This is a genomic window from Symbiopectobacterium sp., from assembly GCF_047692315.1.
GTDB lineage: Bacteria > Pseudomonadota > Gammaproteobacteria > Enterobacterales > Enterobacteriaceae > Symbiopectobacterium.
The window spans coordinates 236,311-262,935 of record NZ_JBLLJS010000024.1 but is presented as its reverse complement, the minus strand read 5'-3'; the positions used below and the strand labels follow the sequence as shown (position 1 = coordinate 262,935).

15 protein-coding genes and 6 pseudogenes are annotated in these 26,625 nt (G+C 47.2%); 10 read left to right on the top strand and 11 right to left on the bottom strand.

Annotation, left to right across the window (positions count from 1 at the left end; translation table 11 throughout):
- A pseudogene (locus tag ACMZI0_RS15805) lies at positions 1–546 on the top strand (tyrosine-type recombinase/integrase); the annotation flags it as partial.
- A 6-nt stretch (positions 547–552) separates the two neighbouring features.
- On the opposite strand, the pseudogene ACMZI0_RS15800 reads toward ACMZI0_RS15805, so the two are convergent.
- Positions 553–989 (bottom strand): annotated as a pseudogene (locus ACMZI0_RS15800) (transposase); the annotation flags it as partial.
- Between the two features lie 503 nt (positions 990–1,492).
- Complete coding sequence (locus ACMZI0_RS15795) at positions 1,493–1,645, bottom strand: hypothetical protein (RefSeq protein ID WP_415673666.1); 153 nt, start codon at positions 1,643–1,645, stop codon at positions 1,493–1,495.
- A gap of 1 nt (position 1,646) precedes the next feature.
- Between ACMZI0_RS15795 and ACMZI0_RS15790 the strand changes: the two genes are divergently transcribed.
- Positions 1,647–5,219, top strand: coding sequence for an autotransporter-associated beta strand repeat-containing protein (locus tag ACMZI0_RS15790; protein WP_415673665.1), 3,573 nt, complete (start codon positions 1,647–1,649; stop codon positions 5,217–5,219).
- Positions 5,197–5,988: an autotransporter outer membrane beta-barrel domain-containing protein gene (locus ACMZI0_RS15785; RefSeq protein ID WP_415673664.1), complete on the top strand. Its 792-nt coding sequence runs from the start codon at positions 5,197–5,199 to the stop codon at positions 5,986–5,988. The genes ACMZI0_RS15790 and ACMZI0_RS15785 overlap by 23 nt, the downstream gene beginning before the upstream one ends.
- Positions 5,989–7,196: 1,208 nt before the next feature.
- Here the strand turns inward: ACMZI0_RS15785 and ACMZI0_RS15780 are convergent.
- Both ACMZI0_RS15780 and ACMZI0_RS15775 read right to left on the bottom strand, forming a co-directional pair.
- Positions 7,197–7,649: a hypothetical protein gene (locus ACMZI0_RS15780; protein WP_415673663.1), complete on the bottom strand. Its 453-nt coding sequence runs from the start codon at positions 7,647–7,649 to the stop codon at positions 7,197–7,199.
- A 96-nt stretch (positions 7,650–7,745) separates the two neighbouring features.
- Positions 7,746–8,534, bottom strand: a complete 789-nt coding sequence (locus ACMZI0_RS15775; protein WP_415673662.1) for an inverse autotransporter beta domain-containing protein — start codon at positions 8,532–8,534, stop codon at positions 7,746–7,748.
- 609 nt (positions 8,535–9,143) lie between these two features.
- Here ACMZI0_RS15775 and ACMZI0_RS15770 point away from each other — a divergent pair.
- From ACMZI0_RS15770 to ACMZI0_RS15760, 3 genes and pseudogenes are all read left to right on the top strand, one after another.
- Positions 9,144–9,733, top strand: a pseudogene (locus tag ACMZI0_RS15770) (flavodoxin).
- 132 nt (positions 9,734–9,865) lie between these two features.
- Positions 9,866–10,855 (top strand): aldo/keto reductase, encoded by a 990-nt coding sequence (locus ACMZI0_RS15765; protein WP_415673661.1) that lies wholly within the window; start codon positions 9,866–9,868, stop codon positions 10,853–10,855.
- A gap of 20 nt (positions 10,856–10,875) precedes the next feature.
- The gene (locus ACMZI0_RS15760; protein ID WP_415673660.1) at positions 10,876–11,925 is read left to right on the top strand and encodes an NAD(P)-dependent alcohol dehydrogenase; all 1,050 of its coding nucleotides are present in this window, start codon (positions 10,876–10,878) and stop codon (positions 11,923–11,925) included.
- A gap of 9 nt (positions 11,926–11,934) precedes the next feature.
- Here ACMZI0_RS15760 and ACMZI0_RS15755 read toward each other — a convergent pair whose 3' ends face one another.
- Both ACMZI0_RS15755 and ACMZI0_RS15750 read right to left on the bottom strand, forming a co-directional pair.
- On the bottom strand, positions 11,935–13,656 hold the full coding sequence (locus ACMZI0_RS15755) for a SulP family inorganic anion transporter (protein ID WP_415673659.1): 1,722 nt from the start codon (positions 13,654–13,656) through the stop codon (positions 11,935–11,937).
- A gap of 209 nt (positions 13,657–13,865) precedes the next feature.
- Positions 13,866–15,953, bottom strand: a pseudogene (locus tag ACMZI0_RS15750) (TonB-dependent receptor).
- A 408-nt stretch (positions 15,954–16,361) separates the two neighbouring features.
- Between ACMZI0_RS15750 and ACMZI0_RS15745 the strand changes: the two are divergent.
- A complete protein-coding gene (locus ACMZI0_RS15745) occupies positions 16,362–17,789 on the top strand; it encodes a Na+/H+ antiporter NhaC family protein (protein ID WP_415673658.1) in 1,428 nt (475 codons plus the stop codon).
- A gap of 118 nt (positions 17,790–17,907) precedes the next feature.
- Here ACMZI0_RS15745 and ACMZI0_RS15740 read toward each other — a convergent pair whose 3' ends face one another.
- Together ACMZI0_RS15740 and ACMZI0_RS15735 are read right to left on the bottom strand one after the other, a co-directional pair.
- Positions 17,908–18,297: a CesT family type III secretion system chaperone gene (locus tag ACMZI0_RS15740; RefSeq protein WP_415673657.1), complete on the bottom strand. Its 390-nt coding sequence runs from the start codon at positions 18,295–18,297 to the stop codon at positions 17,908–17,910.
- Positions 18,285–19,721 carry a hypothetical protein gene (locus ACMZI0_RS15735; RefSeq protein WP_415673656.1) on the bottom strand — a complete coding sequence of 479 codons (1,437 nt, stop codon included), beginning with the start codon at positions 19,719–19,721 and terminating at the stop codon, positions 18,285–18,287. The genes ACMZI0_RS15740 and ACMZI0_RS15735 overlap by 13 nt, the downstream gene beginning before the upstream one ends.
- A gap of 393 nt (positions 19,722–20,114) precedes the next feature.
- On the opposite strand from ACMZI0_RS15735, the pseudogene ACMZI0_RS15730 reads away from it, so the two are divergent.
- A pseudogene (locus tag ACMZI0_RS15730) lies at positions 20,115–21,007 on the top strand (DMT family transporter).
- Positions 21,008–21,072: 65 nt separating this feature from the next.
- Here ACMZI0_RS15730 and ACMZI0_RS15725 read toward each other — a convergent pair.
- Positions 21,073–22,028, bottom strand: a pseudogene (locus tag ACMZI0_RS15725) (chemotaxis protein).
- Positions 22,029–22,544: 516 nt separating this feature from the next.
- Here ACMZI0_RS15725 and katG point away from each other — a divergent pair.
- The gene (gene katG, locus ACMZI0_RS15720) at positions 22,545–24,743 is read left to right on the top strand and encodes a catalase/peroxidase HPI (protein ID WP_415673655.1); all 2,199 of its coding nucleotides are present in this window, start codon (positions 22,545–22,547) and stop codon (positions 24,741–24,743) included.
- 56 nt (positions 24,744–24,799) lie between these two features.
- Here the strand turns inward: katG and ACMZI0_RS15715 are convergent, their stop codons facing one another.
- Entirely contained in the window at positions 24,800–24,991 is a 192-nt protein-coding gene (locus ACMZI0_RS15715; protein ID WP_415673654.1) for a hypothetical protein, read from the bottom strand.
- A 507-nt stretch (positions 24,992–25,498) separates the two neighbouring features.
- Here ACMZI0_RS15715 and ACMZI0_RS15710 point away from each other — a divergent pair.
- Positions 25,499–25,696: a DJ-1/PfpI family protein gene (locus ACMZI0_RS15710; protein ID WP_415673653.1), complete on the top strand. Its 198-nt coding sequence runs from the start codon at positions 25,499–25,501 to the stop codon at positions 25,694–25,696.
- 149 nt (positions 25,697–25,845) lie between these two features.
- Here ACMZI0_RS15710 and ACMZI0_RS15705 read toward each other — a convergent pair whose 3' ends face one another.
- Positions 25,846–26,418, bottom strand: a complete 573-nt coding sequence (locus tag ACMZI0_RS15705) for a hypothetical protein (protein WP_415673652.1) — start codon at positions 26,416–26,418, stop codon at positions 25,846–25,848.
- Positions 26,419–26,625 lie beyond the last annotated feature (207 nt).

The window sequence follows — 26,625 nt, the reverse complement described above, 5'->3', positions numbered from 1 at the left end:
ATCCGCAACTTAAAACTTCCAGTTACCCCAGTAAAACTGTCCGATTCACACGGTCTGTATCTTCACGTTAAACCGACAGGTTCGCGCCTCTGGTATTTCAGATATTATTTCGGTGGCAAAGAAACCCGCATTGCGTTGGGCGCGTATCCGTTACTCAGCCTGTCGGAAGCACGTCAGAAGCGCGATGTACTCCGCAAACAACTGGCGCAGAACATCAACCCGATGCAGCAACGCGTAGCTGAAAAAGCAGCCCGTTCCCCTGAAAAATGTTTTAAAGCCGTCGCACTTGGCTGGCATAGCAGCAACAAAGCATGGTCAGAGAACCACGCCGCCCGGTTGCTTGCCAGCATGAACAACCATATCTTTCCGGCGATTGGCAACATGCTCGTGACAGAGTTGAAAACGTAGCACTTTAACACATTGCTCGAAAGCATCTAAGCAAAGAGGTTACTGGAAGTTGCACCTCGCACCCAGCAGCATTTGTGCAATACCATGCACTACGCCGTGCAACAAAGGCTGGTAGAAAGCAGCACGGCGCTAAATTTAGCCCTATCGCGGATAATGCGTAGCGACTTCTGTCAACGCCTGGATCACCGGATCATCTCGCCTGTATCGGGTTGGTAAAAATATACTATCCTGCTCAGCGATAACGTCCCGCATGCCTGACGGATGCTCATCTCAAATTGTGCGGTCAGGTAACTGACGAGCTCACGCTTTCTCGCTGGTTTTAAAGCTTTTTTTCGATAACGTCTTTGAATGCCCTGCATTCCAAACTGAGATTGGCAAACATCTGTTTCATACGACGATTCCTCCAGATCTTTCATCTTCTTGATATCAGAGGCTTCCATACCACCATATTTTGCTTTCCAATTGTAGTACGAGGCCTCGGATATTCCCGCTTAGCGGCAGACATCTTTTACGGTACGTCCGGCTTCGGCGGACTTCAAAAGGGCGATGATCTGGTGTTTGGTGAACCTGGCTTTACGCATAGGGATCTGCTCAGGGGGACATAATCAGTATGCCGGAAGATCTCTAAAAGTGAATGGTTCTGTTTACCTAGATACTTACATCACCGCTGTAACGTCGTTTTCGTAGTTGGATAAAATTGCAGCCTTCTTCACCAAAAGTTATCGATGCTTAAGCATCGGGGACAAAAAGAGAGAAAGAATATATTGACCCGAATAGTTGACTCACATCAAGTAATATTGATGCGAAGTACAATCAGAAAAATAATAATTGAGAATTTGATTACATTGAAAACATATCTTCCCATACCATAATTAAAAAAATCCATTCGCTCTGCCTCTCTATTAAAGGTCGACATAATCGAACTCATCATTGAGCCATGGCAGGCCCCTATACGGACATGAAGTAGTGAAATTTAGCGCTATCCATAGGATAATAGGCACTTTTATTGAACGTTAGTAATACAGCCAATGAGATATTAACATATTTGATATTTGATATTTGATATTTGATAAAACTCTCTTTTTTATTCAAAAAAACCAAAATGGGTAACAGTGGATAGTGGTTTGAGAGGAGTATTTATTAGATGGTTATTTAAAAAAACAACTTTCATATTAAAAGCAACATTTTTATCTATATTTTGTGTAACTTCAAGGTTACTTCCACTCCATGCTGCCACAATGACTTCTGTCGAGAGTGGCAGATGGGATGACCCTATAGTATGGAGCGACGGTCAGGCCCCTACAGTGACGAATGACTATGTTATTATTTCTGCCACGGAAATTAGCTCGCCACCAATAACTTCGGAGGGTACTTACCAGAGAAACTTTGATGGCAATAGTTTGAAGGTAGAAACAGGTGGAACATTAACACTCACAAGTCGAAGTCAAGCTCATAACGCATTTATTAATTATAGTATCCCAAATCTATTTCTTGATGACGAATCAAACATAAAACTATCTGCCCTAGCTGGTAATGTGCACCACAGATTAGAAACCCTACTCCAATTAGCATCCAGTAGGCAGATAACTATTTATAAAAATCTGTCATATTATAGCAATTTATTATATCTAACATCGACTGCTACATTGACGGGCGGCGCCGACATTGTTGTTGACTTTGATTTAAGTAGCTCTACTTCTGTGGGTGGTTTAAGCAGGAAAAGCATAGAAGTTCATAGTCCCAATAACGCCTACTCTGGAAATTGGCATATTAGTTCAAGAAATATCACCCCCGACTCTAGGCAGGCATCTTTAATTGCTTTTGCTGAGAATGCGTTAGGCTCCGGGGTCGTATTCTTGAATTCTTCTTATTTGACTAACCAAGTCAGCGGCGGTCTGAATTCTCTTCAAGGTGTGGTAGCCAATGAATTTTCTGTTGTACAGGTAAATCAAGATTGGAAAAATAACAAGGCAACATTATCCTTGAATGCAGATACATCAAAAATGAAGATCAACGGGGACAATACAATTGTCGAAATTGGTAATTTGAATGGTGTCGCCGGTTCTCATATCGACAGTCTTGCTCCTGAACAAGTGCTTTCACTTAATACAACCATGGATTCGTTATACGCAGGTAGTATTAATGGTACATTAACTCTAGTTAAATCAGGGGATGCGACGCTAGCGCTTTCAGGCGATAATTTATATACGGCTGGCACCGTGATTGAGAGCGGAACGCTACAACTGGGCAATGGTCTCGGCACCGGATCCATCACCAGTGATGTTGAGGTAGGTACCAACGGCGTGTTGACCTTCAATCGCAACAATATCCTCTCGTATGGCGGCATCATTTCGGGTACTGGCCAGGTCAACCAACGTGGAAGCGGTATCACCATCCTGACTGGAGAGAATACTTACACTGGCACCACCACTGCCACTGCCGGGACGCTGCAACTCGGTGATAACGGCAGCACGGGAGCGATAGCAAGTGATGTCAATGTGGCAAGCGCTGGCACACTGGTGTTTCAACGCAGCAATCTACTCACCTATGATGGCAACATCTTCGGCAACGGTGGTGTCTCTCAAACCGGTTCAGGAAACACTGTATTAACCGGCAGCAACACCTATCTGGGCGCAACCAACGTTACTGCTGGTGGGTTGTATATCTATGGCGATCAAACCGCAGCCACGGGCATCACCACGGTAAACAGCGACGCTACACTCGGCGGCATCGGTATCATCGGAGGCGATGTAACCATTGCCGACGGCTCAACCCTGTCACCCGGCTCGGTAGGAGGTCTCATTGATAAACTGACCATCAATGGCAATCTCACGTTGAGCAGTGGCTCAATACTCGATTACAACTTCGGCTTACCTTATGAAGTGGGTGGCCCGCTTAACGATCTGGTGACCGTCAACGGGGATCTGGTGCTGGACGGGACCATCAACATCACGGCCACGACAGGAGGCTCATTTGGCCCCGGTATCTATTGCGTCATTGATTACGCAGGCACGCTGACCAATAACGGCCTGGAACTCGGTGACATTCCGCCGGGCAGGGTGAAATATGTGCAAACATCGGTTGCGAATCAGGTAAACCTGGTGGATACCACCGGTCTGACGCTGAACATGTGGGACGGCGGCGCGACAGATAATAAAAATAACGGTGAAGTCAACGGCGGTAGCGGTATCTGGCAAACCAGTACCGTGGGTAACGACAATTGGACGGTTCCCGATGGCATGTTAAACGCCCCCTGGCAGGACAGTGCTTTTGCCATTTTCCAGGCGGAAGCGATAGATAATAGCCTGGGTCAGGTTACCTCATCGGGAATGCAGTTCGCCTCTGATGGCTACGTTTTGAATGGCGCTGCGTTGTCGCTGGTAGAAACCGAAACCGGCTCGGGGCAAACCACTGTGCGGGTCGGCAATGGCAGCCTGCCGGGAGCAGCCTACACAGCCACCATCGATGCTACCTTGCAAGGCGAGGTGCAGTTGGTGAAAACCGATCTTGGCACACTGGTGCTTAACGGAGCCAACTCCTATACCGGGGGCACGGCAATCAACGGCGGTACGCTGCGCATCACGAGCGACAGCAACCTTGGTCAGTCCGCTGGAGGATTATCATTTAATGGCGGCACAATCGATATCGCCCTCGCCTCCCCGTTAACCATGAGCGGTGTTATTGCCGGCGCAGGAACCCTGACCAAAACCGGTACCGGTTTGCTCACCCTGACAGGAGAGAGCACCTACACCGGAGATACGGCACTCACCCAGGGGACATTGCAGATTGGCGATGGAAGCACAGGCTCGCTCGCCAGCAACGTTAACAACAATGGAATATTTGCGTTCAATCGTAGTGATACATTGATTTTCAACAACACCATTTCCGGCAATGGTCTGGTTGATCAACGCGGCAGCGGCACCACAGTATTAACGGCAGCCAATAACTACCTCGGCGACACTCTGATTTCCGCCGGTACGTTGCAACTGGGCAACAGCGGCAGCACTGGCTCAATTCTTGGCAACGTAGATAATACGGGCACACTCGCCTTTAACCGCAGCGATGATTATTTCTTTGACGGCCTTATCTCTGGCAGCGGCGGGCTACGGCTATTCGGCACCGGTATCACTACGCTCACGGCCAATAATACTTATTCAGGTTTAACCCATGTAGAAGCGGGTACGCTGCAAGCGGGCGATCTGAACGTATTCAGCCCAGATTCCATCATCACTGTCGAGGAATCGGCCACGCTGGCACTCGATGGATTAAGCCAGATCATCGCCGGACTAAATAATGCAGGCACGATAAACATGACCGATGGCAGTGGCCCCAGCGCAGCGCTGACGGTTAAAGGCGATTATGTCGGGAATGGCGGGCGGATTGTGATCAATACGCTGCTCAGCGGTGATGCCTCGCCCACCGATCGCCTGATCATTGATGGTGGTAACGCCTCAGGCAATACCTCACTTCTCGTGAAAACTGGCAACGGTTTGGGTGGGCTCACCAACAAAGGCATTGCCCTGGTACAGACTGAAAATGGCGGCACGACCAGTGCTGGCGCTTTTCAACTTGATCCCGACTCCGACGGATACAACAGTACAGGGATATTGAACGTTGGCGCTTATAATTACAGCTTAAAACGCGGTGGTGATGGTGGTGAGGAGCAAGATTGGTATTTGGTTTCGCTACTTTCACCTGTGGTAGGTTCATACCTGCAAGAACGCCAATCGGCAATGGCAGGTGCCAGGCCAGGAGGATTCATATACCTGGTTACGCATGGAGGGCTCAATGGTTCAACACGATGGTGTTGATAACCAGGAAACGGAAGATAGACGCTGGGTGCTGCACGGCGGGAGTGACATCGCACGTTTCAGCGACGGGTACGGCGGTAGCATCCGGGTTGGGCTGATGGCTCAATACGGCACCAGTTCCGGCAACAGTGAGGATGAGGTATCACGTTCATCACACAGCGTTAAAGGCTACAGCGCAGGGAGCTACAGCACCTGGTTTGGTCACGGTGATGCGCAAACCGGCCCCTATTTTGATACCTGGTTGATGCATGGTCGATTTGACAACGATGTGACCGGCCAAGGACAGCGCACCGAGAGCTATCGCTCACGCAATACAACGATGTCCATAGAGAGAGGATATAAACTCAAGATGGCGGAATCACCCACAGCCAAATATTACATAGAACCACAGGCTCAGGTCATTTACTCCCTTTATCGCGCAAAAGATCACACAACGGCCAGCGGCTCCGTGGCATCAGATATGTCTGATAATAATGCCACCACACGTTTGGGGGTTCGGCTTTATGAAAACAGACTGGACAAGCATGGTCAAACGTTAATGCAGGGCTTCATTGAAGCAAACTGGTGGCATGGACCATTATCACAAACAATGCGCATGGATGAAACGACAGTGCGGGAACCGATGCCTGCCGATAGGGCCGAATTCAAATTTGGCGTGAAAGGAAATGTAAGGAAAGACCTGAGTGTAACGGGTGCTGTCGGCGTGGATACCAACATGTCGTCTTATAAAGCAGGACGGGTCTCCCTCGGGGTGAATTATTCCTGGTAACAAGTGGTTTCCATCAAATAGTAGCGGGAACCAAAATGTCAGATATCAAAAAAAATGTTAAAGATAAATTTTATCTCCCAGTTTACAGCGTTCAGCAAGAAACCAGTACGCATCGATAATACGAGCACTGGTTCCCAGACCAGTAGCTCCTTAAATGTTCATTTTTCTTTTTCGCCTTGGGAACCAAGGCTATTGATAGCTTCAGAGAGGAAACCAGACCATAGTATTTGTACTTATTACTACTAATAAGATCCGCTGGCTGAGATTTGTCCTCATTTCCAATGAGAGCATACAATAATTTGAGAACGTTACTTTCAAAACAGTTTTGCGGCAAGCCATGAATGACGGTGTAATCAAGATCTGTCTGTATCGGACTATTGCCTGTTCCATCAAGACACACGAAGATATACTGTATACAAAACCTCGCAGTTCGAAGAGAGGAATATGGGGTAGCTGAGTACAGCTTAGCTATTAATAGTTCAGGCGGGAGAAAAGCGCCAGGTGCTGGACAGCCAATACCAAATATGTACTGGCTGACCTGCTTATCATTGATTAACAAACCCCGATATTTTTATATGTCAGCTCATGCCCTAGGCTGTGTGAAAGCCATGACAAAAAACTGAAGTTCGCGCATCTACGCAAAATCTGAAATTGAGCGACTGGTTAGCAGAGTAGAATTTTATGTAAGACCACGGTTTTCAGCTCTATTTTTGTCAGCCTCTACGAAAAAAACGTTTTCACACAGCCTGGGCACTGAGTAGATATTCAGAGCTCTTTAGACACAATTCCACGACGGAGACAGACTCTTCGGTGCTCGCTCTGACTGTGCTTCCCTTGCTGGGTGCTCTATAGTGACCATCACCATATGCAGCGAGGGGGCTAAAATCAGCTTTATGTAACCTGCACCCTATTGGTGGTCATTCTGGTGGTCTTGACAGAAAGGAATTTCTCATTTAGCTTGTTTTTAGCCATTTACTGGCAAAGGCGATCCCAGTCAGAGGAGCCAAATTTAAAAAAGCCTGCTTAAAAGCAGGCTTTTTGCTTTTCTGAATTCAATGTTCTTTCAATTGGTTAGATTGAAAGTGAGTTCCGCTACACATTGAATTTCAACTATGCATTAAAAACATTTGGTGGTCAGATTAGGGGGGTACTCCACAACACATTAAGAGGCGCCGACAAACTCAAAACCATGTCCCCCATCTGACTGATCAATTTTTGTAGTAGTGGGTTTCAACAATCGCAAATCCTTCTGCATTTACAGCCTCATCAATAAACTCATAGCTCCCCTGATTTGAAGTAATATATTTTAGCGGCTTACCATCAGGTCTTGGTAAAAAAACAGGACGATCAGGCGGTTGAATGGCCCTATCTTCATCCTCAGCACGTTCATCGTCATCAGATGGTTTTGCTCCTGGCGACAGGTCTCCGCACTCTAAACATGGCTCTCCTTCTGGCGTTGCTACTGGCGGTGTTGGCGTTACTGGCCATTCCGGCGTCCCTGATGGGTTTGGCGTTCCTGGTGGTTTAGGTGTTACTGGCGGTTTTGGTGCCACAGGTGTTTTTATTACCGGTTTTTCAGCCTGCTGAGAGGGTTTTTCTCGATACGAGAGCACCATCGCATGGTTACGATCAACTACGCGATTATTATTTGCATACTTCAAGTATTGGGATGCCGTACGTGTTGGATCAAGTTGCAAAGAAAGGGGTACGCCGAATTGGTAACGAATAGAGACGCCTACGCGGTTTTCAGTATATTTTTAGCTACCCAACACACGATCAACATCAAATTGTAGCAGCGGAATAGGTGCATAACTGAGCCCTAATGATAGCGCATACGGATTTATGGCATCCTGTCCTTTCTTGGGAAACGCGACACGATCGCCAAAATATTGCTCAAATTTCACCCGCCCACTAAGCTGACGATACCCCGGTAACCACGCTTGCAGATTGACATCATAGCCATGAGCAACTTCCGCGTAATATCCTGGTTTTTCATCAACATCTCGGTTATGCGTCAGGCCATAATATCCATTTTCCGTAAAACGCGCATTATCAAACCATAACTCCCCCCCAAGTCCCAATCGGTGATAAACTGATTTCGACATTTGGGTATCGTAAAAAACGTTGTAGCCTAATCCCCAATCATCACCGAAATGACGCTGCCCCACCCCCACGCTAAAGGTGTTTTTATTCTTGTGACGGTATCCCCCAAACTGACCGAACAGCATGCGATCTTCATTTTGTTGCAATGGCAACAAGACATTCAGCGCTGTACTACCAGACTGACGTCCAAACGCGCCTATCTGAGCTTGAGCTTCCCCATGAATATCCATGGCCTCCTTTTTGGCCGACGTAGCGGAACTCATAGCAGATCCATTCCCTGTGACTGATGGCGAAATTAGAGATCGTTTGGCATCATCTTTTGAGTACTTAATAGCAGGGGTGTCCATTGCTTCATCACTTTTACTCGTCTGAGTACAACCAATCAAAGCGAAAACAACGCCCAGACTCCGGCAATATCGATATATTCCATTATCATTCATCATTAATTAAACACAAACGTGCCCTCAAAATAAACACAACAAATAATATAATTTCCAAGAAGACAAAAGCGGCCAAATCTATTATAGATAAAACAATTTAAAAATAGGGTGATAGCTGGATTTATATCTATACCGCCATATTTTTCTACCGTTTATCTATTTGCCGTTTAACACCACAGTCATGAAAAAATGTGATTTCAACGTACTTTCACTTTTAAAGATATCGATAACATATATAAGCATCGATCTACAATAAAACCCATAGTGTTATCTGCTTGCTCACTATTTTCCACATACAGAATCTTAAATAAATTACAGATTACCCAAAAAAAACTGCGCAGTTTGAAATAACCAGATTTGTCTTATGAACATTTGAAGGTAAATATTCTTATTTATTCAATATTTTATCTTTTTACGCATTTTAAATAATGAAGTGATAACACTCTCGCCTTGATACGTTGACACTCATTTAATGAGTAACAATCATAATACTAATCAATATAACTCAATTATTTCACTGCCCGTTTTCCGTTATCTTATGCTTACTGATACTGCGCTGAGTCTGCATTACAGCGTACGCTGTTTGGTACCCATTTCCGCGGAGAATAACGCATGGCAGACGAACATGATCCTACCCGAAGAGTATTGCTTACCACATCAGCCAGTTTGACAGTGGTAAAGATAGCCTTTCCCCCGCCATCGCCGGCACTGAAAACACCTTAAACAACGGACGCACTCTCGTCGCCTATTTATCCCGCAGTGGTAACACACGCGTCATCGCTGGTGTAATTCATCGCAGCCTGCAAAGCGATCTATTTGAGATTGAGCCAGCCACCCCCTATCCGGAAGATTATTTTCAGACGGTAGAGCAAGCAAAAATCGAACGCGATCGTAATATCAGGCCACCGTTAAAAAACAGTGTCAGTAATATTGAGCGTTATCAGACGATTTATTTAGGTTTCCCTATTTGGGGAACAACCCTCCCTCCAGTTGTTCAAACCTTTCTCATTACACATAATTTTGCTGGCAAGACTTTGATTCCTTTCATCACTCATGGCGGATATGGTGTCGGTAACAGTGAAGCGATATTAGCAAAACTGGCACCTAATACCAGACACGAAAAACCACTGGTTATTGAATGCGATCAGGAAAGAAGAACCACAGAAACGGTGACCCATTGGCTAAATGCAGCTCAACGCTAAACAAAAAAAAGCGAGCGGCAATTAATGAGCTCATTTAATAAACCCTAGCAAATTAGGGCCACTAATCCAATAAATCGTAATGCGTTATGCTTAATATACATCAGTAATAACGTTAACCGTAGGAGCTTAATCATGCAAAAACGTTATCTCGGTCAGTCCGGGCTTGAAGTGTCTGCGCTAGGTCTGGGCTGCATGGGATTGAGCCACGGCTATGGCCCGGCTACGGATACACGTCAAGCCGTGGCGCTCATTCGCGCAGCCGTGGAGCGCGTTGTGACATTTTTTGATACTGCAGAAGTGTATGGCCCTTATTTAAATGAAGAAGTCGTCGGTGAAGCCTTAAAACCTTTGCGCGATCGCGTGATTATCGCGACAAAATTTGGGTTTACCTTCGGCAACGACAATAAACAGCAGATTTTGAACAGTCGCCCGGAACATATCCGAGAAGCCGTAAAAGGATCACTGCGCCGCCTTAAAACTGACGTAATTGACCTTCTCTATCAGCACCGTGTAGATCCCGATGTCCCTATTGAAGAGGTAGCAGGCACAGTAAAGGAGCTGGTAGCCGAAGGCAAGGTGAAACATTTTTGCCTCTCAGAAGCCGGTGCGCAGACCCTACGTCGTGCTCATGCAGTGCAACCTGTCGCTGCGCTACAAAGTGAATATTCCCTATGGTGGCGTGAGCCAGAACAAGAAATTATTCCGCTGCTTGAGGAGCTCGGCATTGGGTTTGTACCCTTTAGCCCGCTGGGCAAGGGCTTTCTGACCGGCACAATCAAAGCCGGAACCACCTTTGCAGAGAATGATTTCCGCAATGTGGTTCCCCGTTTCGCCGCAGAAGCCCTGGAAGCTAACGAAAAACTGGTGATCTTACTGGCCGAGCTGGCGGCAGAACGTAGCACCACACCCGCGCAAATTGCCCTGGCCTGGTTACTGGCGCAAAAGCCATGGATTGTTCCTATTCCGGGTACCACGAAACTGCATCGACTGGAGGAAAATCTGGGCGCAGCAGAAATTGCTCTAACGCAGGCAGACTTGCAAAAAATTACGCAGACGCTGGAAACAGTGAACATCGTGGGTGAGAGTTATCCGGCAGCATTACAAGCTTGTGTTGGTCGTTAATCTTCAAAGAGATAGAAGTCATGTTTAAAACCATCAAAGCCATTGGCACCGATGCTGCAACCAACCCGCTAAAATCATTCAGTATCAAACGCCGCGGATTACTGGACGATGATGTGGAGATCGAAATTCTCTACTGCGGCATTTGCCATTCCGACCTTCATCAAATCAAGAATGATTTTGGTGCCGCACACTACCCTATGGTTCCAGGTCATGAAATCGTGGGCCGTGTTATTGCCGTTGGCAGCGGCGTTACCCGATTTCAGCCAGGTGATTATGCAGCAGTAGGCTGTATTATTGACTCATGCGGTGAATGCCCGGCTTGCCGAAGCGATCTTGAGCAGTTCTGCGAATCCGGTACCACGCTCTCTTTTAACTCACCGGATAAACATCTGGGAGGGATAACCTACGGCGGGTTTTCACAAACCTACGTCTGCCGTGAGAAATACACGTTAAAGATGCCTGCTACGCTGGATCTGGCATCAGCAGCACCGCTGCTGTGTGCAGGAATTACCGTGTACTCACCGCTCAAACATTGGCAAGCAGGCGCGGGGAAAGTGGTGGGTATTCTCGGCATCGGTGGACTCGGGCACGTCGCAATCAAAATTGCAAAAGCGATGGGTGCACATGTGGTGGTATTTACCACATCGGAAGCAAAAGTCGCAGATGCAACTCGCCTTGGCGCACATGAGGCGGTGCTATCTACTGATCCAGAGCAGATGGCAAAATTTGCCAGTAAGGTCGATCTGATCCTCGATACAGTTTCCGCAAAGCACGATGTCAATGCATACCTTAAGTTGCTAAAAATCGATGGCTCCGTGGTTCTGGTTGGGTTACCGCCGGAGCCAATCGAGATTGGGGCATTTAATGTGGTTAAAGGACGCCGCAGCTTCTCCGGCTCCAATATCGGCGGCATTGCAGAAACCCAGGAGATGCTTGAATTTTGCGCCGAACATGGCATTACCGCAAATATCGAATTGATCAGCGCCAGTCAGGTTAATGACGCGTTCTCTCGTCTCGAAAAAGGCGATGTAAAATATCGGTTTGTTTTGGATATGTCCACGTTGAAATAACCCACATCATTAGGGCGGACCATCCGCCCTCAGATTGTTTATATCCTTGCGCTCTTTACTCTGAATCAATCGCAATGCCAAATAAAGATCGGGCACCAGAATCAGATCGTGCATTTTACTGTCTGAACGGTTCAAGCGGAACCACCGGGTTAATTCTGTTCGTCTTCCTGCAAGCACCAGGTTAATCTCGCGTTGTTTAAGTTCGCGTTTCAATTCGTCGATAGCCGCAAGTACGCTAATATCGGCATGGGTGAAGCTGGCTACAGCATCAATCACCACCCAGCGCGGCTGAGACGAATCAGCGTCCACCAGATCCGTTATCCGGCGTTTGAAATAAGCAACGTTAAAATAGGTTAACGGCGAATTAAAACGGTACATGATCACACCGTCTACCGGGTTAATCTCATTATCATTGCCATTTCCTAACGAATGGATCATGCCTTCAGAATTGACTCCGAGCAAATGCTCGGTAGGTCGAAAAACGGTTTGAAGAAATTGCAGCAATCCCAGCAATACCGCCAATCCGATACCGGGAATAATCCCTACCAGCAGCACACTCAGGAAAGTAAACAGTGCCAGATAGAATGCCGGGCGATTGCGCTTACGCAGTTGCAATATGCTACTCAAATTCAACAATCCCCACGACGCATAAATCAATATAACGCCGAGCACGGCAATGGGAATATATTGCAGGGGTTCACTAAACAGCGCTACCACCAACGCAATCGCTACGGCGGCAATCACGGAAACCAACTGACTTTTGCCACCGTTGGCATCGTTAACCGCAGTCCGCGAATTAGCACCACTGATGGCAAAGCCCTGCGACAATCCAGAGACGATATTCACCAGCCCAAGTGCGCGGAATTCGCTGTTTACATCCACCTCGTAGCCATTTTTTGCCGCAAAACTGCGTGCCGTCAGCATCATGCTCACAAAGCTCACCACCGCGAGGTTCAACGCCGGGATCACCAGTTCACGTAGTAAGCCGGGTTTAAAATCGGGCCAGGTCACCATCGACAAACCACCGCCGGTATAGCCAGAAACCGTTTCTACACCAAAACGTGGCAAGCTTGCCGCCCAGGTCAGCCCTGTCGTTAACACCACGGCAAACAGTGGAGCAGGCCAATTCGGGCGAACATAGCGCACGCCAAACAGGCACAGCAGTGTCAGCAAGGAGATGCCAACGGTAGGCCAGTGACTGTTCACCAGATTCGACGGCAGCGCATAAATGAGCTCAACCAACTCACTGGAGGGCGATGAAAAACCAAATACTTTACTGATCTGATTGACGATAATCGTTAGTGCAACACCGTTAATCAATCCGTTCAATATTGGACGAGAAAGCAAATCCGCAATCGCCCCAAGCTTGAATCGACTGGCAATGAGACACCACGTTCCCATCATTAACGTCATCACAATGACAAGTTGCCAGTGAAGCTCCGCATTCCCCGCTGCCAAAGGCGTGACAACGGCAGCAATAACCGCACAGGTGGCTGCATCCGGGCCGACAATCAGTTGGCGTGAAGAACCGAAGATGGCATAGGCGAATATCGGCAAAATGCAGGAGTAAAGCCCCACGATTGTGCTTACCCCCGCCAATTCGGCATAGGCTATCGCCACCGGCAATGCCACGGCCGCCACCGAGAGCCCTGCGCGTATGTCGTGCTTTAGCCAGCTGCGTTCATAAGCAAACAGATTTGTCAGGCCGGGAGTCAGGGATTTCCACTGCATACTTCCTCCATTTAATTATCATTATGGCAATAAATGACATCATGCAGCCCTTTCGCTGGCTGGCAACAGAACGAGTGGCACAGCGAGGGATGGATTGCATACAACCAACGCACAGATGATTTGAAGTATGGCAGAGATAGAATAAAAATCAGAAGCCGCAATGTACTGCTCCTTCTGATTTTTTGCGTGACTCAACCAAGAGAAAAGGATCAGAAATTCACATTCACTGAAAGCCAGTAATTACGTCCAGGCATCACATAGCCGGTGGTACTCTGAGAAGAGGTAAAAATAATCACCTGCGGTTGTTGTCCCGTTACCCACAGCAAATACGTGTGTCCTGGTAAAATCTTTATCCGTCAGGTTATTGATAGCACCATTGAGCGTGACATCTTTGGACACTTTATACGATGCGCCAAGATTATAGACAGTAAAGGATTTAAAATACGCGCCCAAATTATCGTAAACCACTTTATTCGCAGGACTCAGATTTTCATAGTTCTCGGTGAATCGCGCGGTGTTACTACGGTATTCCGCTTTTAACCACGTAGAGAGCTTCTCATTCACGTTCCAATTCAAACGCGCATTCGCCATATGTCTGGGCGTATTGGTCAGTGACGCGCCTTTATTTTCACCATCCTTTTGTTCACTGTCGGTGAAGGTATAGTTCATATTGAGCGACCAATCATCAGACCACAGCGGAATGGTTGTCGCCAGCTCAACGCCCTGTGTGGTGGCTCTTCCAATGTTGATATAGGTGCTGGTTACATTGTCGATGGTTTCGCTGTTGATTTTGTTTTTGAAACGGTTGTGGAATAACGTCGCGTTGGCGCCAAAACCACTCTGGTTCTCATAGTAAATCCCCAGTTCAGTATTGACGCTTTCTTCCGGTTTCAATTTCGGGTTACCGATCGTGGTAATCGTCCCCTGCCCGGTTACCCCCACTGATACCATCATGCAATTGCGCAAGAGACGGCGTTTTGTATCCTGTGCTGACACCACCTTTAACGGTGATGTCATCATGCGTATCCCACACCAGATAGGCACGAGGGCTGACATGTCCGCCAAACGTCTCCTGATGCTCATAACGGGCACCAAAAGTCAGTGCCAGCGGATCGACAATCCGCCATTCATCCTCAGCGAACAGGGACCAGGAGTTCTGACGGAACTCTTTACCGTTGTTCGCCAGAACGATACCGTCCTTCATGCAGGCATCCCAATACTGGCCCCCCTACCGTTAACAGATGGCTGTCACCCAGCGGCGCTACCAGTTTGGAATCAAGAATAATATTGGTTTTTCGAGATCGCGCTTTGTTCCCGCCAGGCCCGTTGCGGCAGGAACAGAAGCGTTGGTAATCAGTCGGCCTTTATTCTCGGTTTTGTTGTACGAGAGGCTCGAATTCCACGTCCCGAAACTCAGGTAATTATCACTGCCCAGGGTCACTTTGCGACGCTGATAACGCAACGTGTCTTCATATCCCCCCCGCAGCACCGATTGTACCGAGCTGGTTCTCAGCGTTATCGTATTTCTGATTGGCAATCTCACCGTCCAGCCAGAACGAGTTTTTATCATTGACCTGCCACTGCAATTTATTGCCTAGTGTATAATTATCTGATTTAACTTGGTTTTACCCACGTTTGCTCAGTTCAGTACCTGTGCTGGATGATTCAACCTGAGAAGCTCCCCGGCGAAAGATACTGCCGCGTAAAGACAGCCCAAATTTATCTTCAATTAATGCACCACCGGAATAGAATGAGAATTTAGAGCTGTCGCCAAAGTCCGTGTTTTCCTGAAAGGTGTGCTCCAACGTTGCGGTACTGGCCCATTCGTTGGGAACTTTCTTGGTAATAATGTTCACGACGCCGCCAATGGCATCAGAGCCATACAGCGTCGACATCGGCCCACGGATGACCTCAATGCGTTCAATGGCAGAAAGTGGCGGCATAAAACTGGTGTTCATGGCACCAAACCCATTTGGCGTAACATCCGAGGTACCATTTTGCCGAATGCCATCGATCAGGATGAGCGTATAACTGCTGGACATGCCGCGAATACTGATATCAAGGCCTCCAGTCTTACCCATCGTACTATGAACATCCACCCCTTCGATATCGCTGAGCGCATCGGCGAGATCGGTGTAACTTTTCTGGTTAAGTTCACTTTGACTGATGACAGAAATACTGGCCGCTGCCTGCCGCAGTTTTTGTTCATAACCCGAAGCCGTGACGACCATAACATCGTCATTTTCTGCGGCGATCCCGTAAGGGGCCGCCGTGATGGCTAGTGCCGAAACCAACATTTTTTTTATCATCCCAACTCCCTTTAAACACGCCTAAATTGATGCCAATGAAGTTACTTGCGCAATAATTTTAATAAGAAAGCAAACAATAGTCATTATCATTTGAATTTCTTTACTGATTCATAGGGAATCTTTACAAAGAAAAATAAAGGGAGTTACTGACATAAATTCGCAGGAATAACGCTAATGAGAAAAAACAGGCAAGCATCTGGCAATGGATGCCCCCATTACATTCTTCGATACCATTGCAAAAAGCGACTATGCTTAAACCAGAACGAACCGCGCAACACGATCATTCCAAATTTAAAAAAACCTTTTTACCTTAGCGGGATATGGAGCATATATGGTCAGCGATCCCAAGTCTCCTTGCACAATAAAAGCGCCGAGTTACCTTGATGCCTTGATGCCTTGATTCCGGTAGCCACATTGATCGTGCTGGTAGGTGCTTCTGTTTCCTTTTTTGGCCTCGATGCCGTAAATGGCCCGTTGCAAGTAGCAATTATTGTTAGCACCATGATCACCTCCATCGTCATATTGAAAAATGGTCACAGTTGGGAAGATATTTCTGAAAAAGGAATTGCCACCGTCTCTGGTGCCATTTTTATTCTTTTTTCCGTAGGTGCATTAATTGGCACCTGGAACATGTCTGGCACCATTCCGACCATGGTGTATTACGGTATTGTCATGATTACCCCTAACTGGTTTTACCCCATCGCCTTTATGGTTTGTGTTGGCGTATCACTCAGTATCGGCAGTTCATGGACCACTGCGGGGACGCTGGGCGTCGGTTTGGTCGGGTTAGCGAATATGCTCGGCTTGTCGCCTGAAATAACCGCCGGTGCCGTCATTTCAGGCGCCTACGTAGGTGATAAAGTTTCGCCGCTCTCTGAAAGTACTGTTTTAGCGGCTCAATTGAATGGCGTCGAACTGTACAAACATATTCGCACGCAGATGTGGACAACCCTTCCCGCCGCACTTATTGCCCTGATAACGTTTATCGTGCTCGGTATTAATCAACACAGTGCCTTCGATGCTACCGTCACAGATAATGAGTTAAAACGTTTTAATGAACTGTTCCACATCACCCCCTGGAATCTGTTGCCCTTGATCTTTTTGCTTAGCCTCTCGGTATTAAAAGTTCCGGCGTCGCTGGCCATCATGTGCTTAGCATTACTGGCAGGTATTATGACTCCGATAATCCAACCTCAGGTGGTGCTGCGTTTTATTGCTGAGCCGGATACTGCCACGCCACTGCTTGCCATCAAAGCCATCTGGACAGCAATGGCGACAGGCTTTCAGGAGAATTCAGGAATTGAGCAGATCGATGCGCTGCTGTCGCGCGGTGGCATGGATAGTATGCTACTGACCATTTGGTTAATCATCGGGGCAGTCACTTTCGGGATCATGGTCGATGATTTTGGCCTGCTGAATAAGCTGGTCACACCGCTGTTGCTGCATGCCAGAACGGTCGGTCGCTTGATTGCTTCAGTGGTTGCTACTGCCATTGGTTTGAACATTGCCGCAGGCGATCAATACATCGCCCTGCTATTGCCCACCCGTTTATTCAAATCTGAATTCGCCAGACGGGGATTAGCACCAGAAAACCTTTCCAGAGCGGTTTCTGATGCCGGGATTGTTACCTCCCCCTTAATTCCCTGGAACTCCTGCGGTGCTTATATAGCCGCCGTGCTCGGCGTCTCTACCATGGCTTACATGCCGTTTGCCATTTTTAACATTGCCGCCCCATTGGTCACATTGATATTGGGGATTACCGGTATCAATATTAGACGCATCCTTGTCACTACGCAGAACACAACGCCGGAAAGTTCAGATTGAAATCAATGTAATAACAACGATCTTCCCCACTCACAACCGTAAGTGGGGAAGGTTTTTCTATTCGTATCTACTGTTTCGTCGAGGCACATAACCTTTTCAAACTGACTTTATTCCCACGTTATTCCCACGTTACTCGCAAGTTGTCCAAACGCTGCACATATTGATTTAAACTGTCATACAATTCATCCGCATTGTGAATCGTCTTTTTAGGTCCGCCAACGTACATGAGGATTTCAGATGATTCATTTAGACATAACCCCCCGATGCCTGAACGTAACTCTTTCAAATTTTCCATAAGGATTTTTTGATAGAATAAATGCGAATTTTCTTCATTTTTTAAATGGCGCACCATGCCATAAAAATACCATTGATCGTCATAAAAATGCAGAGATACTGGATGTTGCCCATCGATAACTAAAACTGCCTGCTGTTTTTCATCCAGGAACAGTTCCAGTCCTAAAATTTCACCCAGATGCTTGATCTGCAATGCAGGATTTATTCGTCCCATTGAGAATCTCCAGCAATAGATGACCGATTGGAAGACGTATTCAATCCAGAGTCATCAGACGAAATTGAATCAGAAGCGCCTCGAAATGAATATTCACTATCAAATTTTCTCTTCATGATTGCCAAAATATTTTGATTATTACTATCATTACTTTCACCTTTAAATTTATTAGTTATTGTTTCATTGTATTTAATTTCATCATGATGCTCACCGTCTATTGCCTCACGTCTTTTTTTTAATTTTGATATAAAATCATCTGAATTTATAAAACCCGTATTTTCCACACGATGGGTTACCGGTTTATTTTCGATTGGGGCTTTGGGCTTCGTCGATGCAGTTGCGCGGAATAAAGGCGTTAACAGTGGTGTGCCAAGCATTGGTGGTGGTGCTGATGGTGCCAATGGCATAGACGGAGGTGCTGGGGGTGACGGAGGTGCAGATGATGAAGAGGGCATTTTTCCATCCTCAGGTTGCCTCGAAATTGCAGGTGCCAGAAGCGAATACATGTAGGTGTTTTTCATCGTATATGCATGTAAACTACTTCTCATTACATTTTTTAACAGTCTCTCTGATTGAATTTCTGCCTTAAGATCGGCAACACCAGCAAGAACAGTCCCCGCAGATGTAAACCCAGTTTGGGTTTTTATTCTGTCCATAACAAGTAATATATCGTCAGATATTATGAATGGGTTTCCGCGTGAAGATACCCTGCCACTCGCCATGTGACTCACATTCATAAAATCACAGATGAAATCAGAAATAGATTTCAACGAGTGTTTGCTGTCCAATGCATTGAAATTAAGGTGTTCAAGAATGGCTCCTCTTAGGCAGGCATGAAGATTTTCTGGCACTTTTGCTTTTTGTAAAAGAGTATTGATTTTACTTACTATCACATCAGCATATTGATCTCGCGTTTCATTTTCAACCAGGCAATCAAGAGATTCAGAAGATAATCCATTGAATGCTGTTGATAGCCCGTATTTTAAATTCATCAAGTTTTCATCATTTATATCTTGGCACTCTGACTGAGAGACCGTAGAATTTGCAGCAGAATTTAACCAAATAGAAATATTTTTACATTTCAGATAATCTGGCCGATTCTCGTGACGCTGAGTCTCAGAATGAAAACTGTTACGATCAAATTCGTCCCGTAATACACGTAAAAAAACAGTGACAGCATCCGCTTGCTCTTTTTTGATTAAACCTATTTGTTTGGAAACAAAATCCATACGAGAAACCAGAGGAATATAAGAAAGGAATTGAATAAATCTCTCTTTCAATGAATATGCCGATGACAAACACATATCACCATTCTTATTACTCGTAATCCGGCATATATCATTAGAATCAGAATGCTTATCGAATAATCTAAAATCGGAATAACAGAAATCTCCACGGTTTGGTTGTGTGATACTATGCGACATTATTTATTACTCCTTATACTCCTGTAAAAAGGGATAACGCCCTTATATACAAAGAAAATAAATAAAAAACATTAACCACACCATCAGGTATTTCGCTTATAACTTAGCACTAATAATCGATAATGCCACCACTGATATACTCCATGATGTTTAAATAACAAAATTCATTAAAAAAACCTTACGGTTACCGATGAAAAAACATGCATTTATGAATATGTTTTTATATTTAAAGGAAAGATTGACAATAAATCACCTCAATTCAACCAAAGGTATATGATTTCTGGGTGTTATTATCTCACTCAAGCTAAAATATAATTTTTATTGATATGAATCATTGTCAATATTATCTCTATGCAGAATTATCTGTACTACGTTTATTAAGAGAAAGCTATCATGCCTTATCTTTTACTCACTCTGGCAGCCATGTTCTGGGGAGGAAATTACGTTGTTGGACATGTTCTGGTAGCACGTGCCGATCCTATCATCATGACGGAAGCGCGCTGGGCAATTACCGCAATATTATTGATGACCCTTTATTTCAAGCAAGTGCAACAGTGCTGGCTGATGATGCGAAAATCCCTGGGCGTCATATTTTTTCTCTCCTTGTGTGGACAAGTGCTGTTTCCCCTTACACTCTACATCGGCTTGCAGTACACGACATCATTGAATGCCGCAATTTATATGTCGGCAACACCCGCCGTCGTATTGTTGCTTAACCGCATGGTGTTCAACGATCCTATCTCGCGTAACAATATGCTGGGGGTCATCCTCAGCACCTGCGGCGTATTGTATTTAGTGGTAAAGGGAGAAATACCCAGTCTTGAAACTTTTAGTACGCTCAATCAAGGCGATTTATGGACAATGGGTTCAGCGCTCAGCTGGGCGCTTTATTGCGCCTTTTTAAGGAAAAAAGACAAGAGCATATCTGGCAACGCATTCGTAGCCGTCAGTGCCCTAATCGGCGCTGTACTTCTCATACCCCTGGTATGTGTTTACGTCACCAATATTCCCACCCTTGACGTAGCACCTTACTTTCAATGGGATTTTTTAACCGGTTTGGCCTATCTGGTGATCTTTCCTTCCTGGCTCTCTTATTTATTCTGGAATAGAGGTATCAGCGATATCGGCGCTACACGGGGGAAATCTACACGCACCTGATTCCATTGTCCGGTGGGGTGTTCAGTCTGGTGTTCCTCAATACCACGCTGGAATCCTTTCATCTGATCAGCGCGCTACTGATTATCTTTGGCATCTGGCTGTGCTCTAAAACGCCAGAAAAGGCATAACGAAAAATGCCGCCAGTACGCTTGCAACGCGCTGGCGGCAGAAAAATTACACAATGGTTGTGCTATCAGTCTAAAACCGAGTGAATCGCATCCAGCCAGTTCATTAACTTCAAACTTCGCCACATAGGCATCTGCTCCCACCTTGCGCACATGATCTTCGTTAGCACTGCCTGAAAGTGAGGAGTGAATAATTACGGGCAGTTTTTTGAGGAAATCATCACGTTTGATATTGCGTGTGAGGGTAAAGCCGTCCATCTCCGGCATCTCCAAATCCGTCAACACAAAGGAGATCTTATCCGAAATCGGACGTCCTTCCTGCTGTGCTTCCTTCACCATCGCCTGGATCTTGTTCCAGGCTTCCTGACCAGTGACATGCATCAACGCAGGGATCTGCATGACATTCAGGCCTTGTTCGATCATGGAGCGTGCCACTTTGGAGTCGTCTGCCACAATCGCAACCGTGCCCGGTTTTAAACGGAATCCTTTGGTTTTGAGTTTATCTTCTTTGATATCGCGATCGACCGGGTTCATGTCGTGCAGAATCTGTTCTACATCCAGTACCAAGGCCAGACGGTTACTGGATTTGTCAGCATCCAAGCACGCAATGCTGGTAATGATAGGTAGAATTAACCCCATTCTCGGCAGCAAGCACCTGGCTCCAGTCCAGACGCACGATATCATCCACCGATTCCACTGCAAAAGCTTGCGTGCTACGCGCATATTCGGTAATGAGGAGAATGTTCAACCCAGTGCTCGGCACGCACCCCAGCAGCGCGGGCAGATCGATAACCGGAATAACCTGCCCGCGAATGTTCACCATACCCATCATCGGCGGTTTCATACCAGCAGCTTTGGTCAGCGAAGGCATCGGCACGATTTCGCGTAGTTTTAACACATTGATACCGTACAACTCAGACTCAGATCCCTGCGTTGCGGGGCCCAAACGGAACAACAGCAGTTCAAATTTATTTGAGGAAGTGAGATTTGTTCTCTCATCTATCTCTTTTTGAAAATTATCCATTATACCCTCAATAAGAATGCGTATTTATGTGCAGTAACGAGGTGTCGCGCGTCATCCGGGTTCAGATGACAAGATTCAGCCCTTTCACTGTAAGCTATCCGTGGCATTCTTCAACTCCCTGTTATCAGTTATCGACCGCCATCGACAAAAACATGAGCGCTTGAGTAACAACCGCACGCCATAAAATCAGTAAAATATATTAACTTCATAATATTTATAAATTTATTTCAGTCACTTTTGTTTTTTATTATTCACATTTTATTCACCAATCAGACATAGAGATCGATATGGTTTTCGCACGCATCGGCTGGCCGTCGTGCTTTAGCACATCCTAACTTGGCATAAACCACTCGACCTATCGATTTATAAATAAACATAGATAAAAACTATCGTAATAGTTGCCTTTTTCGATTTTAACAATGTCCACAAGATGACTACGCTTAATGTGTCCACAGTGCTGTACCGGGCGACTTTCCACCAGGACCAACGGAACTCATCAGCAGAGGTAGATAATGCATGACAACTGAAAGTAAATGCCCGTTTTCGGGCGGCGGCAGCAAACCAAAAGCCAACAGCGGTACCTCGAATCAGGATTGGTGGCCAAATCAGCTCAGCCTGAAAGTACTTCATCAACATAGCGCCCTCTCCGATCCCCTCAATAAAAACTTCAATTACGCCGATGCCTTTAACAGCCTCGATCTGGCCGCGGTTAAAAAAGATCTCCATGCCTTGATGACAGATTCCCAGCCCTGGTGGCCAGCGGATTTCGGCCACTACGGCCCGCTGTTCATTCGCATGGCCTGGCACAGCGCAGGAACTTACCGTACCGGCGATGGTTGCGGTGGCGCAGGTGCAGGACAACAACGTTTTGCCCCGCTCAACAGTTGGCCCGACAACGTAAACCTCGATAAGGCACGAAGCCTGCTGTGGCCGATAAAACAAAAGTACGGCCAAAGCATCTCCTGGGCCGATTTAATGATTCTGACCGGTAACGTCGCGTTGGAATCCATGGGCTTTAAAACCTTCGGTTTCGCGGGCGGTCGCCCTGACGTGTGGGAACCAGAAGAAGACGTTTACTGGGGCGCGGAAACGACCTGGCTGGGGGATAACAAACGCTATTCTGGTGAACGGGATCTGGAAAACCCACTGGCTGCGGTACAGATGGGTCTGATTTACGTCAACCCGGAAGGCCCCGGCAGCAATCCTGATCCCCTTGCTGCCGCCAAAGATATTCGGGAAACCTTCAGCCGCATGGCGATGGATGATGAAGAGACCGTGGCATTGATCGCTGGCGGCCATACCTTCGGCAAGACGCACGGGGCTGGCGATGCCGCATTGGTCGGGCCTGAGCCGGAAGCCGCAGGTATAGAAGAGCAAGGGTTGGGATGGAAGAGCCGCTTCGGTAGCGGTAAAGGCGGCGACACTATCGGCAGCGGCCTGGAGGTCATCTGGACACAAACGCCCACCCAGTGGAGCAACTATTTCTTTCAAAACCTGTTTGGCTACGAGTGGGAATTGACCAAAAGTCCGGCGGGCGCACACCAGTGGCAGCCCAAAAATGGCGCAGGAGCAGGAGAAATCCCTGATGCACACTATGCCACCAAGCACCATGTGCCCACTATGCTGACCACCGATCTTTCCCTGCGTGTCGACCCTGTCTATGAGAAAATTTCACGCCGGTTCTATGAACATCCCGAAGAGTTTGCTGACGCCTTTGCCCGTGCCTGGTTCAAACTGACCCACCGCGACATCGGACCGCGCGCACGCTATCTCGGCCCGGAAGTACCGAGCGAAGAGCTGATCTGGCAAGACCCTATTCCCGCCGTCAACCACAAACTGATCAATGAGCAGGATACCGCTGCGCTCAAGCAGCAGATCAAAGCGACGGGGCTTAGTGTGTCGCAGTTGGTCTCAACGACCTGGGCATCCGCATCGACATTCCGCGGTTCAGGCAAACGTGGTGGTGCCAACGGCGCACGCATCCGTCTTGCACCGCAGAACAACAGGGAAGTGAACCAGCCTGCACAGTTGGCGCAGGTGTTGAGCGTTCTGGAACGCGTGCAGCAATCCTTTAATGATGTGCAGTCGGGCGACAAACGCGTATCACTGGCCGACATTATCGTACTGGCTGGCGTCGTGGGTGTTGAACAAGCAGCGCAACAGGCGGGCCAGGCCATCACCGTTCCCTTTACGCCGGGGCGAATGGATGCCCCTCAGGCGCAAACCGATGTCGCATCGTTTGAGGTGCTGGAACCGATTGCCGATGGTTTCCGCAACTACCCAAAAGGGCACTACAGCATCAGCCCAGAAGCGTTATTAGTGGACAAGGCACAGTTACTCACCCTTACAGCCCCGGAAATGACCGTACTGCTGGGTGGGTTACGCGTTCTTGACATCAATACCGGGCAAGCACAGCACGGCGTCTTTACGCAACGCCCTGGCGCCTTGACCACTGATTTCTTCGTCAATTTGTTGGATATGAATACTATCTGGTACCCGATTGATGCATCGCACACCCTGTTTGAAGGGCGCGATCGCACCACGGGCCAACCTAAATGGACGGGAACACTCGTAGATCTGATTTTCGGTTCACACTCACAGCTACGGGCATTGGCGGAAGTCTACGCCAGTGCTGATGCGCAGGCATCATTCGTACGCGATTTCGTGGCTGTCTGGAATAAAGTGATGAATCTGGATCGTTTCGATCTGGTGTAGCGGTTATTCGGAGCTAGGGTCTTACCATAAGATTCGTCTGGCGTCCCAACGTGGTCTTAGGGGCCATGTTGGGGCATAACCACAGAGCGGATCGCCGCCAGTGGGGTAATTCCACTCATCAGTTTCACAAAATAGCAGGCAATCCCTTTGACAACCCCTCCGTCCAGAAAAAAGTGCAAAGTCCAGGTTCCTGTCGTCATCAGCAGAATAGTTAGGACAAACACGCTAAACCACTTCTGTCGTTGCATAAATACCTCACGCTAAATGGCACGCCAACAGGCGTGCCGAAATTTGATACCAAGTAAACAAGAAATACCTACCAGCATATACTACAACAGAGTGATAATGGCAGTACGAAAATAATTAGAATTTTTTACTTTTCGGAATAAGCAACTACCACATCCGAACAAGCAAGCACTATGTTCTTGATGGCTTACCGTTTCTTTTTTACGCGCCAGATTATAACATCCGATGGATGACCTTTCCTGTGGAGATCCGGCAATGACGCTGCAAATAGGAATTTATGTTTTTGATAATGTTTAAGTATTGGATTTTTCCGGGCCGTATGAGGTCTTCACTTGTGCAACGCGCGTCGCGGGGGGAGTCGAACCACGTTTTAATGTGTTTACGCTCGGTGAAAAGCGTATGCCGGTACGGGCACGTGCAGGATTAAAGATCGATCCAGACTATGCCCTCGACGATCATCCCGCTCTGGATTGTCTGATCGTCCCCGGAGGGGTGGTTACACAGCAGAGATGGAAAAACCCGCCGTTATCGACTGGCTTGCACGCAAAATTCCACAAACAACGATTACGGCTTCTGTTTGTACTGGCGTTTTTCTGCTCGCCAAAACCGGACAATTAGATAACAAATCGGTGACCACGCATTGGGAAGACATCGCCGACTTGCAAACAATGTTCCCCAGTCTGGACGTAAAAAGCGGCGTGCGTTGATTTCCGCAGGCATCGATATGAGCCTGCATCTGGTCGAGCGTTTTGCGGGCCGTGCATTGGAAGAAAGAACGGCCAGACAGTTGGAGTTCGACTGGACCGAAAACCCCCTCTGACGCAAACAGGCTGGCATGCCATCCTGTTGCTACCCTTTATTTCACCGCATCACTCATGATTTTACCGAGGTTCACGACCAGTTCCTCGCCGCGCTTCATCGCCAGATCATACACTTTGTCGTTTACCAGAGTGACCGGTTGGATCTCCAGCACGCGCCCTTTCAACAAGGTCGAGCAAACCTGATGAACCACTTTTTCATTCATCACCGTTTGCAGGCAGCGAAATTTGGGCGCACCAGACACCACCAGATCCTTCACGTCCGGTTTGATACGCTGACGCAACATCTCTTTTTCGGCGCTGGCCACTACCGCATCCAGATCGCGATCGCTGGAGGCCACAGGGATATTCCCTTTTGTATCTGCCGGTAAGGTATAAAGCGTCACCAGCGCTTTGCGCTGGGTGGCGGGATCAACGTATTCCACCTGAAAAGTATGATAATCCGACACCCCCCCAACCGTACGCCGCTGTAAACCGTCTATTGATTTCGGCAACACATCGGCAATTTGCTGCGTGGTATAACCGTCGATCAGATCGGCATTATTCGTCTGCGCAAAGCCATACAGCGGCAGCATCAATAATAATCCGCACATACCCTGTTTTATTCTCATTCTGGACTCCTGACAGTAAAAAGTATGCGCATACCATCACGCAGTATTCAGGTTATAACACTAGCGCTTCAAAGGATTTTCCATCCCGCCATTAACACACTTTTTTTATCGGAATTCTGAGAATTCACATCAGATGTGCTCAAAAAAATACGTTAAAAACCAGTGCGTTTCACGTCGGGTACTGCTTGCTCTCGGGGTTACGTGTAT

Bases quoted from the DNA above. Each gene is read 5' to 3' on its own strand.
- katG (WP_415673655.1), top strand. From the start codon at position 22,545: ATGACAACTGAAAGTAAATGCCCGTTTTCGGGCGGCGGCAGCAAACCA.
- ACMZI0_RS15760 (WP_415673660.1), top strand. From the start codon at position 10,876: ATGTTTAAAACCATCAAAGCCATTGGCACCGATGCTGCAACCAACCCG.
- ACMZI0_RS15710 (WP_415673653.1), top strand. From the start codon at position 25,499: ATGGAAAAACCCGCCGTTATCGACTGGCTTGCACGCAAAATTCCACAA.
- ACMZI0_RS15755 (WP_415673659.1), bottom strand. From the start codon at position 13,656: ATGCAGTGGAAATCCCTGACTCCCGGCCTGACAAATCTGTTTGCTTAT.
- ACMZI0_RS15735 (WP_415673656.1), bottom strand. From the start codon at position 19,721: ATGTCGCATAGTATCACACAACCAAACCGTGGAGATTTCTGTTATTCC.
- ACMZI0_RS15765 (WP_415673661.1), top strand. From the start codon at position 9,866: ATGCAAAAACGTTATCTCGGTCAGTCCGGGCTTGAAGTGTCTGCGCTA.
- ACMZI0_RS15785 (WP_415673664.1), top strand. From the start codon at position 5,197: ATGGTTCAACACGATGGTGTTGATAACCAGGAAACGGAAGATAGACGC.
- ACMZI0_RS15740 (WP_415673657.1), bottom strand. From the start codon at position 18,297: ATGGGACGAATAAATCCTGCATTGCAGATCAAGCATCTGGGTGAAATT.
- ACMZI0_RS15705 (WP_415673652.1), bottom strand. From the start codon at position 26,418: ATGAGAATAAAACAGGGTATGTGCGGATTATTATTGATGCTGCCGCTG.
- ACMZI0_RS15775 (WP_415673662.1), bottom strand. From the start codon at position 8,534: ATGATGAATGATAATGGAATATATCGATATTGCCGGAGTCTGGGCGTT.
- ACMZI0_RS15715 (WP_415673654.1), bottom strand. From the start codon at position 24,991: ATGCAACGACAGAAGTGGTTTAGCGTGTTTGTCCTAACTATTCTGCTG.
- ACMZI0_RS15790 (WP_415673665.1), top strand. From the start codon at position 1,647: ATGACTTCTGTCGAGAGTGGCAGATGGGATGACCCTATAGTATGGAGC.